Genomic DNA, 13447 nt, shown 5'->3' with positions numbered 1-13447 from the left:
ATGAACTGCCGGAGCTGCTGAAGGCGTGCGACGCCCGCGTGCTGGAGGCCTTCGCTCCCGTCCGCCAGGAGCCGGCCTCCTCCGAATCCGCGGGCCCTCAGGAAGCGCCGCCTGGCGCTTCCGCGCCGTGCAGCGCTCCGAAGGCACGGCCTGACGTGGGCGAGAGAGACCTTGGCCAGCGCGTGCCAGCGCAGCCTTCAGCCGTCCCAGGGCCCGTTCTCAACGAGCCCGTGGGTGATGGCACCGGGGCGGACGAGCAGGCCGCGGCCTCGGAGCCCCTGTCCAACTGTTGGGTGAAATCGCTTCATGAGACCGGAGGCCGCCCGGACGGGTGGATTGCGCGACTCTGGCGCTTCATGGTCCATGCCCTGGGGCCACCTGCTTCGTGCTCGGAGCACTGGGGCTTCAGTGCCCGCGCGCCTCCGCCTCGAACCGCAGATGGGCGGCCTCCATCCGCTTCAGTGCGTCCACGAGGCCGCGCTCGATGTCCTCGCGCTGGGCCTGCACCAGGTCTTCCGGGAACCCCATGCGCTCCAGCAGGTCCAACTGCATGAAGAACGCCTCGCATGTCCGTGAGCTGTTCGCGCCATCCAGGTACTCACCTGCCCGCTGGAGGAAGTCTCCCCAGGAGATGGCTCCGTCACGGTGGCGAAGGAGCAGGCCCGCCAGGTGGTCCGCGTCCCACGCGTCCTTCTCCTCGACGGTGGTCAGGGACGGAAAGCCCGGCATGTCGAAGAGCAAGCCGAGCGCCCTGTCCACATCGGGCACCGTGCACAGCTCCAGCAACCACAGCGGTGGGGTGTCCAGCTTCATCACCCACGCATCCGCCCAGGCGATGATCCGCTGGAGCCCGACGAGCCCCGTCCTCACCATCACCGCGACGCGCGCGACGGCGACCGGGTCGAACGGGGTGCCGTCCCTCACCGCTTCGCTCCCGTCTTCTTCGCCCCGCCGCGTCCGCCCGACTTCGCGTGGTAGCCCTCCACGCGCATGCCCAGCTCATGGACCACGGACATCGCCGTGTCCTGCGGGATGCGCGTCTCCTTCAGCTTGTTGCGCGCGGGGTCCAGCACCAGGCCCGTGGCCCCGGAGAAGTCCGTCCGGGTCAGCGTGCAGCCGCGGAAGTTGCTGCCGGTGAGGTCCGCGCCGGTGAAGTCCGCGTCCGTCAGGTCCATGTCGAAGAAGTTCGCCTCCCGCGCCACGCAGCGCACGAAGGACGTCTGGCGCAGGCCCAGCCCCACGAACGAGCTGTAGGGCATGCCGCACTCCTCGAAGTTCACCTCCGGGTTCGCCGCCACGCCCGTCCAGTCGATGCCCATCAGCTTCGAACTCTCGAAGCGCACGTCCCGCAGCCGGATGGCGTTGAAGTTCGCGCGCGTCAGGTTGCAGCCCTGGAACGCGCACGCCTCCAGCAGCGCCTCCTTCCACCGGCTCTCCTGCAACTCGCAGTTCACGAAGGTGCACCGGTAGAACTCCTTGTCACCCAGGTCGACGTTCTGGAGGTCCAGCCCCTCGAACGTCTCCCGCTCGAACGAGTCCTCCTGCTGGAGCCGCTTCACCACCGCGCTGTCGTCCTGGGCCATGGCGGCCTTATACCGGCCCGCCGTCACACGCGCGCGGTGTGCAGCGTCCGCTCCAGCCAGTCGAAGACGCGCTCGTCCCGCAGCGCTGGCGCCGCGGGCTCGCAGTGCCAGCTGGCGCCCTCTGACTCCGTGAAGCGCAGCAGCGTGGAGTCCTTCAGCGCGGCGTGCAGCTCCTCGGACTGGCCCGGCCAGAACTGCTCATGGTCCGGCGAAGTAATGAGCATTGGACAACCGACGCGCGCGAGTATCGCCGCGTCCAGGTGCATCGCCTCCGCCGCCTTGTACGCGTCGAACGGCGAGCGCGTTCCATAGGGCGCCATACGCCACTGGAGCTCCGCCCGCTCGGTGGGGGACTCCTTCAGTCCCTCGGCCATGAATGCATCGAAGGTCTCCCGCTCTCCCGCGTCCAGCAACCGCGTCATCTCCGGAGGCAGGTGCTCGCGCCACGAATCTCCCACCCGCATCACGCCGGGATCCACGACCGCCGCCGCCACGCGGTGCTCGAACGCCACCGCGCGAGGCACCTGGTAGCCCGCCTGACTGATGCCCATCAGCGCGATGCGCTGGGGATCCACGTCCGCGCGGGTGAGCAGCCAGTCCATCACCGGCGCCACCACGCGCTCCCAGTCCGCGCGGAAGGGCAGCCCCTGCCGGTGCAGCGCCGCGCCCTGACCCGGCCCGTCGAAGGTCAGCGCGTTCCAGCCGCGCTCCACCGCCGCCGCGCCGCCGTCCTTCCACATTGACGTCACCGGCCCATCGCTGCCGTTGTTCAGGATGACGGTGGGCCTCCGCTCGCCATCACCCGCCACTGGCCGGAAGAAGTACCCCTCCAGCGACGTGCCTTCGTAGGGAATGGAGACCCGTTCGACGGGCGGCTCGAACAGCGCGGCCGCTCGGTCCCAGCAGGCCCGGTGCCGCAGCCACAGCGCGCGGAACCGCTCCGGCCGCGAGGTGCCGGGCGCGCAGGCGGAGGCTTCATGGAAGTAGGTGCTCGCGCGCAGGAACGCGGAGCGCGCACTGGCGCGGTGCCCGTCGGCGGCGCTGGCGTGGGCCTGTCGCTCCAGCCGCTCGGCCAGGGCGGTGAACTCCCGCACCCACGCTTCGTGGTCCCCGTCCGGAATCCGGTCCAACGTGACGAGGACCTCTCCGGCGTCGGAGAGCCCCCGGTACGCGGCGCCCAGCATTCCCAGGCGGGCGAACTCGAACCGTCCGTCCTTGAAGTGGCGTTCCATCCCGGGAGGATGGCGCTCCGTCCCCGGCGGGGCCCGCCACGGGCATCAGGGCCCGCCAGCGTTCGCCTCCCCGTCCACTCCACCGCGAAGGACCCGGCGACAGCGCACCGGGCCCTCCAGGGACTTCAGACTACTTGGCCACCAGTACCAGCACGCCACGGCCGCACAGGTCGTAGCCCGCGGCGATCAGCTCCGAGCTGCCCGGGTTGAGCAGCACCTGATCCGCGCCCCGGCTTTCGATCCACGAGCACGTGTCCGTCACCCGATACCACTGCTTGCCGGCGCCGGGCGAGGGCGGCAGGAAGTTCACCGTGCCGGACCAGCCGTTGTACGCGACGTAGATGGCGTTCACCGTCTCACCGGAGAACTCCGACGCGTCGATGCGGTAGGCCAGCGCGTGGTTGCTCGCGTTGTTGAAGTAGGACGCGTCCGGCGTCGCGCCGTCCGGCTTGAACCAGGCGTGCTGCACCAGCCCGTTCCCGTTGCCGTCCGTCGTCGCGTAGAACGACGCCGGGCGCAGCGCGGGGTGCGCCTTGCGGAACGCGATGAGGTTCTTGGCGAACAGGCGGAAGTTGGACTGGTCCGCGCTCCACGCGTAGTCCAGCCAGTTCTTGTTCGAGTCCAGGTTGTACACGTTGTTGTTGCAGTACTGCGTGCGCAGGAACTCGTCACCGCCGGTGATCATGGGCACGCCCGCGCTCATCATCATGAACGCCATGCCGTTGCGCGCCGCCTGACGCTGGAGCGCCGCGTTGCCGCCCTGGTCCCAGCTGTGGTTGTTGTCCTCGCCGCCGTCGGACGGGCCGTAGGGCCACGGCTGGCTGTTGTTCTTGCTGTTGCACGAGTACAGGTCCTTCAGGGTGAGACCGTCGTGGGCCACCATGAAGTTCACGGACGCCGCCGGCTTGCGGCCGTCATCCTGATACAGGTCTGACGAGCCCGCGAAGCGCGTGGCCAGCTGCCCCGGCGTCACGTTCTCCACGCCCATCTGGTTCTGGTCCTTGCGGAAGGTGTCGCGGAACGCGCCGTTCCACTCCCGCCACTTCGCCGGGAAGTTGCCCACCTGGTAGGAGTTGCCGCCAATGGCCCACGGCTCCGCGATGAAGTCCGTGCCCGCGCCACCCGCCTCCGGCCGCGGATCCAACTGCGTGGTGATCTGGTTGAGCGCCGTGTTCGGGTTGTCACGGTCGAAGAAGTAGCCGTCGTGGGTGTCCGTCTGGTGCTCGTAGATGTTGCCCAGCACCGACGCCAGGTCGAACCGGAAGCCGTCCACGCCCAGCGTGTCCTTCCAGTACGACAGCGAATGCAGGATGACGTTGCGGGCCGTGGGATTGAACGTGTTGAAGTTGCCGCCCACGCCCGTGTTGTCCCAGTTGAACTTCATGTCCTTCGTCAGGCTGTAGTACGTGGGGTTGTCCAGGCCCCGGTACGACATGACGTTGTACGTGCTCGGGTCGCCGCTGATCCACCCGCCGCCTTCGCCGGTGTGGTTGTAGACCACGTCCACCAGCACCTTGATGCCAGCGTCGTGGAACGCCTTCACCATGGCCTTGAACTCGCGCGTGGGGCCACCCGGCGTCTGGTCGCACGCGTAGCGGCGGTCCGGCGCGAAGTAGCTGAGGTTCATGTAACCCCAGTAGTTGTCGCCCGCGGTGCTCGCGACCGTGTCGTTGTTGCCGTTGTCCGTCTCGTGCAGCGGCAGGAACTCCACCGCCGTCACGCCCAGCGCCGCCAGCTGCGCGGCCTTCTGGCCCGCCGTCTTGTAGGTGCCCAGACAGGCGGCATCCAGCCCGGAGCCGGTGTCCTGCTTCGTCAGGCCGCGCAGGTGCACCTCATAGACGATGTCGTCCTTGAAGGCGCGCGTGGGCTTGGTGCCGGTGGCCGTGGTGTCCGGCGCCAGCACGATGCCCTTGGGCGCGAACGGGCCGCTGTCCTTGTAGCGGTGCAACGGACCGGACGCGAACACCGTGCCGTCCGTGTTGCTGGGGTTCACCGGGTCGTGCGACAGCTCCAGCGCGTACGGATCCCACAGGAGCTTGTTCGGGTTGAAGCGGTTGCCTGCGGAGTCCACGTCCGCGATGAAGCCCACCGTGTTGTTCGTCTTGCTCCAGGCGGAGTTGTACGTCCAGTTGGGACCCCACGCGCGGTAGCCGTAGTAGACGGTGCCGGTGACGCCGTAGCTGTTCTTCAACGTGGAGACGGAGACGGTCTTCGACCAGACGTTGGTCGTCGCGTTCTTCGTCATCACGTAGCTCACGGCCTCCTGCGCGCCCTGGGCCGTCTTGTAGATCCACACCTCGATGCGCGTGGCGCGCGACGAGTACACGTTGAAGGTGATGTTCGCCTGCGTGGCGTCGTACTTCGCGCCCAGCGTCCAGGTGAGCAGCTCCTGCTCGCGCTGCGCGATGTCCTCCACGGCGGGCGCGGAAGGAACGGGAGCGGGGGCTTCGTCAGGTGTTTCCGGGGAGGCGCAGGAGACCAGCGCCGAGGCGAAGCCCACGGCGACGAGGGGATGCCACCGCGTGAGCCAGGGGCTCCGGCGGTGACGACGGGGAGGGGTCATCATGGATGTGGCTCCAGACGCGGCAAGCGAGGTTCACGACCGCTGCGGGGCCACCGGGCCCGCGACTGCCCGGGGCCCATCCGGTTCACCACCCCCACGACGGTGAAGTCAACCGCACGTTCCCCCACTCGCGCACCCGGGCCCGCTCGCGTGTGACGCAGGACATGGCCCGGTGCGTCAAGGTGTGTGGCCTCCCTGTTTCACGAGGGAGGTCACACGCTGGAAGACCGCTTCAGGGCGTGGGCGCCGGAGGGGCGACGCAGGTCTTGCTGGCCCCACACACCAGGTCGAGCGCGCAGTCCTCGTCGCCCACGCACTTCGTGCCCTGGGGGCAGTCGTAGCCGCTGCCGCCGGTCATCCCGCTCACCTTGAAGTTGTTGTTGGTGACCTTCTCCGTCATCGCCTGATTGCCGATGGAGCCCTTCAGCTTGTGGGAGACGTTCACGGTGATGGAGCTGGCGACGACCGACGCCTGGATTTCGAACGACTCATCCACCGCGGTGATGGCGTCCCGGATGAGGAGGGCGACCTGCGCCGCGGACGTGCCGCTCGTCACAGCCACCCGCTGGTTGGCGGGGTTCTTGAGGCTGTTGTTGCGATCGAACTCGAAGGTGACCGGCGTGTTGATGCCGTCGCTGATGGTGAACGTCTCCTCGTCGCCCAGGTTCGACCCGGACGTCGCCGTGATGGTCCCCGTCGCCGCCGTCAGCGTCTTCGCCTTGCAGGTGGCGCTGCACGAGCCGCAGATGAGGGCGTTGCCGTCGTCGCAGACCTCGTTCGCCGGGTTGGGGTCCTGCACCCCGTCCCCGCACACGTTGCCCGTGAGCGAGAGGACCGTCTGGCAGTCGCTGCTGCAGCGCTTGCAGCTCGCCGTGCCATAGGCGCAGGCGGTCTCCGTGTTGGTGTTGCCGTCGTCACAGGCCTCGTGGGCCGAGTCCAGCACGCCATCGCCGCAGACGTTGCCCGTGAGGGGACGCAGCTCCTTGCAGTCGCCGCGGCACACCTGGCAGCTGGCCTGGCCGTAGGGGCAGGCCGTCTCCGTGGCGGTGTTGCCGTCGTCGCAGACCTCGTTCGCGGCGCTGGGGTCCTGCACCCCGTCCCCGCACACGTTGCCGCCGAGCGCCAGGAGCGTCTGGCAGTCGCTGCTGCACCGCTGGCAGCTGGCCTGGCCGTAGGGGCAGGTGGTCTCCGTGGTGGTGTTGCCGTCGTCGCAGACCTCGTGGGTGAAATCCGCCACGCCGTCACCGCAGACGTTGCCCGTGACGGGCACCAGCTCCTTGCAGTCGCCGCGGCACACCTGGCAGCTGGCCATGCCGTAGGGGCACGAGGTCTCCGTCCGGGTGTTGCCGTCGTCACAGACCTCGTTGGTGGCGTCCTTCACGTTGTCGCCGCAGACGTTGCCCTGGAGCGGGAGGACCGTCTGGCAGTCACCGCTGCACTTCTGGCAGCTGGCCTGGCCGTAGGGGCAGACCGTCTCCGTGGTGGTGTTGCCGTCGTCGCAGGCCTCGTGGTCCGCGTCCCTCGCGTTGTCGCCGCAGACGTTGCCGCGAACCGACACCAGCTCCTTGCAGTCACCGCGGCACACCTGGCAGCTGGCCTGGCCGTAGGCGCAGGCCGTCTCCGTGGCGGTGTTGCCGTCGTCGCAGACCTCGTGGGTGGCGTCCTTCACGTTGTCGCCGCAGATGTTGCCCTGGAGCGTGAGGGTCTGCTGGCAGTCCGCGCGGCACTTCTCGCAGCTCGCTTGGCCGTAGTCGCACGCGGTCTCCGTCTTGGTGTTGCCGTCGTCGCAGGCCTCGTGGTCCGCGTCCCTCGCGTTGTCGCCGCAGATGTTGCCCGTGCGCGACAGGCTCTCCTTGCAGTCGAAGCGGCACACCTTGCAGCTGGCGGTGCCGTAGGGGCAGGCGTCCTCCGTGTCGGTGTTGCCGTCGTCACAGGCCTCGTTGGTGGCGTCCCGCAGGTTGTCGCCGCAGACGTTGCCCGTGAGCGCGAGCGCGGTCTTGCAGTCGCTGCTGCACGCGTCGCAGCTGGCGGTGCCGTAGTCGCACGCGACTTCCGTCCGGGTGTTGCCGTCGTCGCAGGCCTCCGGGCGGTCCGGCCCGTTGACGTTGACCACGCTGTCGCCGCAGAGGTTCGGCTTGCAGGTGCCCAGGCAGTCGTCGTCGTCGCGCGTGTTGCCGTCGTCGCACTGCTCCTTCGCCACCGTGTTGGTGACGCCGTCGCCGCAGGCCGTGGGGGTGCAGTCCACGTCGCAGATGGCGGAGTTGGGCCCGTCGTCGCACTGCTCGCCCGCCGCGGTGTTGAGGTAGCGGTCGCCGCAGGCCGCGGGCGTGCAGTCCGCGTTGCAGGTGCGGGAGTTGCCCGCCGTGTCGCACAGCTCGCCGCGCGTGATGTTGGTGAAGCCGTCGCCGCAGAAGGCGATGGTGCAGTCCGCGTCGCAGGTGTTGCTGTTGACGGGGCCGGGGTTGTCGCACTGCTCGCCGGAGGACGTGTTCACCACGCCGTCGCCACAGGCGCGCAGCGTGCAATTGGCGTTGCAGTAGGCGGACTCGCCCTTGTCGTCGCACAGCTCGCCCGCGGTCCGGTTGACGATGCCGTCACCGCAGACGCGCACGGTGCAGTTGAGGTTGCAGGTGGCGGACTCGCCCTTGTCGTCGCACTGCTCCTCGCCGTCGCGCACGCCGTTGCCGCAGCCTTCCGCGGACCGGCAGTCCGCGCTGCAGCCGTCCTCGCTGACGTTGTTGCCGTCGTCGCAGATCTCACCCTTGATGGTGTCGAGCACGCCGTTGCCGCAGGTCTCGTTGGACTTGCAGTCGGAGCTGCACCCGTCGCCGTTGATGTTGTTGCCGTCGTCGCACTTCTCGCCCTTGGCCACGTCCACGTAGCCGTTGCCGCAGCTCTCCTGGGAGCGGCAGTCCGCGCTGCACCCGTCGCCGCTGACGGTGTTGCCGTCATCGCAGCGCTCCTCCTTGGAGGGGTCGGTGTAGCCGTTGCCGCAGACCTCGGAGGAGAGGCAGTCCGCGCTGCAGCCGTCGCCGCTGGCGTTGTTGCCGTCGTCGCACTTCTCGCCCACGGCCGTGTCCACGACGCCGTTGCCGCACAGCTCGTTGGACTTGCAGTCCGCGCTGCAGCCGTCGCCGTCCTCGGTGTTGCCGTCGTCGCACTTCTCCTTCGTGACCTGGTCCACGACGCCGTTGCCACACGTCTCGGTGGACTTGCAGTCGCGGCTACAGCCGTCGCCGTCCACGACGTTGCCGTCGTCACATTGCTCGGAGCCCTGGATGACGCCGTCGCCGCAGTCCGTGGAGATGCAGGTGGCCTGGTTCGCGGCGCACTTCAGGCCATCCGGACACACCAGGCCGGCGGGGCAGTCCACCGTGGTGGGCTGGAAGCAGGAGGAGAGGAGTAACAGCGGCGCGGCCAGGAGCAGCAGGGCGCGCGCCATGGAGGAGGGGGAGACGCGTGTCATGCGAGAGCCTCTAGAAACGGAAGGTGGCCACGGCACCGCCCGAACCCGCGCCGAGGAGCGGCGTGACCTGCACGGTCGCCGCCTCCTGGCCCGGTTCGATGCGATACGGCTTGGGTTGGTTGAGGACGGCGAGCACCGCGCCGGTGACGATGACGGCTCCGCCCACGGCGTACCCGGCGATGGCGCCGGTCTGCATCAGGTTGCCCTTCGAGCGCTCGTCGGCGACGGGGGTGGGCGGCACGCAGCCCCCGCATTCGGCGATGCCGGACTCGAAGGCGCGGAAGTGGTCGCGGGACTGGAGGTGCAGGAAGGCACTGCCGCCCGCCACGGCCACGCCCGCGCCCATCACCAGCCAGGGCATCGCGCCGGACCAGCGGCGCTTGTAGCGGATGAGGTCGTCGGAGGTGAAGAGCTTCAAATCCAGCGTCGTCGTCTCGCCGGGCAACAGCGTGCGGCTCTGGTCGCTGGGCACGTAGCCCGCCATCGTCGCGACGATGCTGTGCGCGCCGGGGCGCACCAGCGCCTCGTAGCGGCCGGGGGCCACGAACAGCGTCTGGCCGTCCAGGGTCACCGTGGCGCCGGGCGTGGCGCAGGTGATGTCCACCCGCGCGAGCTGCTTCTCCACCAGCGTCTTGTAGTTGCGGGCGTACTCGTACTTCTCCTTCTCCAGCGGCGCCGGTCCGAAGCGCAGCGCCGCCACCAGGTGCTCGTGCACCTCCACGGGCTGGTCCAGGTTCATCAGCGCCAGCGCGAGGTTGTAGTGGATGGCCGGGTGGTCCCAGCGCGCCAGCGCCTGGCGGTACTTCTCCACCGCCTGCACGAAGATGGATTCCTTCAAGAGCGCGTTGCCTTCGCCGAACAGCGCGAGCGACGCGTCCTGGTCCGTCTTGGAGATGCCCTTGGCCCAGGGGCGCTCGTCCGAGCCGGGCTGCGAGCCCTCCAGCGTGCTGCTGGCCTGCTCCTGCTGGGACTCCACGGCCTTCGGCGTGGGAGGCGGGGGTAGGGGTAGGGACTCGGAGAGGGGCGTGTCCGACGGAGCCGGCGTGGCCTCGGCGGCGGCGGGCTTGCGCTTGCGCTTCGAGGTGCCGGTGCCGGACAGCTTCGTCTTGCCCGTGGCCTTCGGCGCGGGGGTCTTCTTCTTCGTGACCCGAGACGTCTTCGTGGTTCGGGTCCGTGGCGCCGGCTCCTGCGCCAGCGCGGGCACCGACTCCAGCGCCAGCAGCATGGACAACGCGAACGCGGACCTGCTCATCACCCTGTTCTTCAAGATGCTTCTCACTTCAGGACCTCGATGACCGGACTGCCGAGCTGATTTTGCAGACGGGAGACGCGCTCCTTCTCCCGCTTGAGCAACGTGGAGAGTTCTTCCGCCGCGCGGAGGGCCTCCTCGCGGGCGTCGCGCGCGGACTCGGCGCTCTCCTCGGCGCGCTTCTTGGCGCTCCGGGCGCGCAGCTGCGCTTCCTGGGCGCGCTTGAGCGCGGACACCAGTTCGTCGTTCTTGCTGAGCAGCTCCTGGTTGGCCAGGGCCACCTGCGCGTTGGCGGACTCCGCCGCCTGCTGCGCCTTCTGGCGCTCCAGCTCCTTGGCCTGCACCTCGGCCAGACGCTGCTTGGCCTCGGCCTCCGCGCCGCGAGCGTTGGTCTCGGCGGCGCGCGCGATGATTTCCGCCGCCTGGGCCGCCTGGGCCTGCTTCTCCGCCTCCTGCTGCGCGTTGCGGATGACGACGAGCGCCACCACCGCCGCCACCACCAGGAGCCCCAGGAACGTCGCGCTGCCGATGAGCAGCGCCCGCTTCAGCCGGCGCCCCTTCTTCGCCTGCGCGAACACCGCCGTGAGGAAGTCCTGCTGCAACCGGGGCAGCTCTCCCCGGTAGCGCCGCTGGAAGCGCTGGGCCTCCTCCACCAGCTCACCGCGCCACAGCAGGTGCGCGTCGAAGTTCTTGCCCTGCCACTGCCGGGCCGCGTTGCGCAGCTGCTCCAGGAACGCGGAGTCCTCCTGGCCCTCGTCCAGCCAGCGCCGCAGCGTGGGCCAGCTGTGCAGGAGCGACTCGTGGACGATCTCCACCGTGGCGCCCGTGGCGCCGCCGCCGGTCTGCACCACCAGCAGGCGCGCCTGCACCAGGTGGTCGATGAGGCGCTGCATCTCACCGGTGTCCTTGGTCAGCTCGCGCAGCTCGTCCAGGGACACGATGGCGCGCGTGCGCTCCGGGGTGACGAGCCGCAGGAAGAGCGCGCGCACCAGCGTGCGCTCCTGCGTGGACAGGCTCTCCAGCACGCTGTCCGCGTGGCTGGCCAGCGCGCCCGCGATGCCGCCCATGGCCTGGTACGCGCTCTCCGTGAGCAGCCGGTTGGTGACGTCGCGCGCCTCCCACAGCTGCGTGGCGGCGAACTGCAACAGGGGCAGCGCGCCCTGGGACGCGTCCAGGTGCTCCAGCATGCTGGACACCATGGCGGGGCTCTCGAACTGGTAGCCCGCGCGCTCCGCCGGCTGCACCAGCGCGTCCTTCAGGCCCTCGCGGGCGGGCGCGGTGAGGAAGTAGAGCCCCTGGCTGAGCTCCGCCATGAAGCGCTCGTCCTCCGGCACGCGGTCCAGGAAGTCCGAACGGATGGAGAGGATGACGCGGATGGGCGTGGTCGCGTCGTCCGCGATGCCGGACAGGCACGCGGTGAAGGCCATCCGCTCCTGCACGTCCGGCACCAGCGTGTAGAGCTCCTCGAACTGGTCGATGAAGAGCAGGATGCGGCGCTTCTCCCGCCGCGCGCGGCTGCGCAGCACGTTGCCCACGTAGCCGGGCTCCGCGCGCAGCCGCTCCACCACCCGCTGCTGCTCCACCAGGTCGTCCTCGATGGTGGTGGACGAGCTCATCAGCGGCGTGACGATGCTGGCCAGCGCCGACAGGGGGCTTCTGCCGGGGCGGATGACCAGCGCCTCCCACGGCGTGCCGGAGCGCTTGAGCACGGGCACCAGGCCCGCGCGCACGAACGACGACTTGCCCGTGCCGGACGGGCCCACCACGGCCAGCAGCGGCCGGTCGTTGATGCGGTTCACCAGCGCGGCGATTTCACGGGTGCGGCCGAAGAAGCGGTCCGCGTCCGCCTCCTGGAAGGAGCTGAGGCCCGCGTAGGGGCTCTCGTCCACGCGCAGCTCGCGGCTCATGCGGCCGGGCAGGAACGGCTCCAGCGCGCGCAGGAGCGACGCCGCGTCCGGGTAGCGCTCCTCCTTGCGCTTGAGCAGGCAGCGGTCCACGACGGCCGCCAGCTCCTGCGGCACGTCCGGCGCCAGGGTCCTGAGCAGCGGCATGGGCTCGTCCAGCATGCCCGTGACCATCAGCTGCGGACCGCGCAGCGGATCCAACGGGTGCTTGCCGGCGAGCATGCGGAACAGCATCAACCCCACGGCCCAGATGTCCGTGCGGTTGTCCACGGCCACGCCAATGCCCCACTGCTCCGGGGACATGAAGGCCATGGTGCCCATGATGGCGCCCTTGCGGGTGAGGTTGGACACGTCCTCGCCCATGCCCTCCACCGAGTGCAGCCGCGGCTGGACCTGGGGGCCGCCCGGGGCGGCCTCCGCGGGATCGTCGCCCTGGAGCACCTTGGCGATGCCGAAGTCGAGCACCTTGATGGCGCCCGAGTCCGTCACGACGATGTTCTCCGGCTTCAGGTCGCGGTGGACGATGCCCTGCTCGTGCGCGCACACCAGCGCCTTCACCACCGGCACCATCAGCTCCACCGCGCGCGCGGGCGGCAGGCGCTGGTTGCCCAGCACCTTCGTCAGCGGCTTGCCCTGCAGGTACTCCAGCACCATGAACGGGCCGCCGGTGAACTCGCCGACCTCGTAGATGATGACGATGTTCTCGTGGCTGCACCGCGCGGTGGCGCGCGCCTCCAGGATGAAGCGCCGGGTGATGTCGGCGTCCTCGCTGTGCAGGAACTTGATGGCCACCCGGCGTCCCAGCCGCACGTCGCGCGCGAGGAACACCGTGCCCATGCCGCCGGAGCCCAGCTCACGGATGAGCTCGTAGTGCTGCAGGCGCATGCCCGGGCGCAGCGCGTGGCCCTGGATGGAGGGGCTTGTGTTGTTGCCGGTGTCACCCGTGCCACCACCCGTGCCCGGACGCGACGGCCCGTCCCACGTGGACGAACCCGTGTTGGAGCGCGACGGCGGCTCCACGGGCGCGGGAGCGGCTCCGAAGAGCGACTCCACGTCCGCGGCCTGTGTCCGGTCCGAAAGGTCCGAGGACACACCCGTCACGCCCACCGCGGGAGGCTCCCGCCGCACGGCACCAGCTTCGTTCTTCATCATGTCCGGCCACTTTTCCCGCGACGCATTCACAGCCATGGCGCGACCCGGGCACCTCCGCCCGATGCATCCATGCGCTGGCTACAGCCCCCCCGGCCCTGCCACCACGGGTCGTAATCATACACGGTCACTGAATCGCGGACACTTCACGCCCTTGCATCAGAGGCGTGTCTGTTTTGACCTTGGGGGGCAGGAAGGCAGACGGGCGCAGGGTGCAACGCCTTGTGACATCCCCCCGGACACGCACTCGGAGAGTCATTGCGTCACCGCGACACGAAGTGTCTCGGCCTCATGCGTCGTT

Annotated in this window: 7 protein-coding genes; all 7 read right to left on the bottom strand. The window is 69.5% G+C overall.

All coding sequences use genetic code 11. The features are described 5' to 3' along the window. Positions 1-405: 405 nt before the first annotated feature. The 7 genes from ACX114_RS36045 to ACX114_RS36015 all read right to left on the bottom strand — a co-directional run bounded on the left by ACX114_RS36045 (position 406) and on the right by ACX114_RS36015 (position 13149). Entirely contained in the window at positions 406-924 is a 519-nt protein-coding gene (locus ACX114_RS36045) for a hypothetical protein (protein WP_459291957.1), read from the bottom strand. Next, entirely contained in the window at positions 921-1583 is a 663-nt protein-coding gene (locus tag ACX114_RS36040) for a pentapeptide repeat-containing protein (protein ID WP_459291955.1), read from the bottom strand. The genes ACX114_RS36045 and ACX114_RS36040 overlap by 4 nt, the downstream gene beginning before the upstream one ends. 23 nt (positions 1584-1606) lie before the next feature. Further along, a complete protein-coding gene (locus ACX114_RS36035; protein WP_459291953.1) occupies positions 1607-2815 on the bottom strand; it encodes an alpha/beta hydrolase family protein in 1209 nt (402 codons plus the stop codon). 130 nt (positions 2816-2945) lie between these two features. Continuing rightward, positions 2946-5381, bottom strand: coding sequence for an alpha-amylase family glycosyl hydrolase (locus ACX114_RS36030; protein WP_459291951.1), 2436 nt, complete (start codon positions 5379-5381; stop codon positions 2946-2948). 229 nt (positions 5382-5610) lie between these two features. Beyond that, the gene (locus ACX114_RS36025; protein WP_459291949.1) at positions 5611-8844 is read right to left on the bottom strand and encodes a DUF4215 domain-containing protein; all 3234 of its coding nucleotides are present in this window, start codon (positions 8842-8844) and stop codon (positions 5611-5613) included. Between the two features lie 10 nt (positions 8845-8854). Then, positions 8855-10096 carry a peptidase associated/transthyretin-like domain-containing protein gene (locus tag ACX114_RS36020; protein WP_459291947.1) on the bottom strand — a complete coding sequence of 414 codons (1242 nt, stop codon included), beginning with the start codon at positions 10094-10096 and terminating at the stop codon, positions 8855-8857. A 23-nt stretch (positions 10097-10119) separates the two neighbouring features. Then, entirely contained in the window at positions 10120-13149 is a 3030-nt protein-coding gene (locus ACX114_RS36015; RefSeq protein WP_459291945.1) for an nSTAND1 domain-containing NTPase, read from the bottom strand. Positions 13150-13447 lie beyond the last annotated feature (298 nt).

It is taken from the genome of Corallococcus sp. M7 (assembly GCF_054512695.1).
Note: the sequence above shows the minus strand (reverse complement) of the source record. Positions and strands in the feature narration are given on the sequence as shown.

Excerpts from the sequence above, each read along its gene's own strand:
- ACX114_RS36025 (WP_459291949.1), bottom strand. The coding sequence starts at position 8,844 with ATGACACGCGTCTCCCCCTCCTCCATGGCGCGCGCCCTGCTGCTCCTG.
- ACX114_RS36035 (WP_459291953.1), bottom strand. The coding sequence starts at position 2,815 with ATGGAACGCCACTTCAAGGACGGACGGTTCGAGTTCGCCCGCCTGGGA.
- ACX114_RS36020 (WP_459291947.1), bottom strand. The coding sequence starts at position 10,096 with ATGAGCAGGTCCGCGTTCGCGTTGTCCATGCTGCTGGCGCTGGAGTCG.
- ACX114_RS36040 (WP_459291955.1), bottom strand. The coding sequence starts at position 1,583 with ATGGCCCAGGACGACAGCGCGGTGGTGAAGCGGCTCCAGCAGGAGGAC.
- ACX114_RS36030 (WP_459291951.1), bottom strand. The coding sequence starts at position 5,381 with ATGATGACCCCTCCCCGTCGTCACCGCCGGAGCCCCTGGCTCACGCGG.
- ACX114_RS36015 (WP_459291945.1), bottom strand. The coding sequence starts at position 13,149 with ATGATGAAGAACGAAGCTGGTGCCGTGCGGCGGGAGCCTCCCGCGGTG.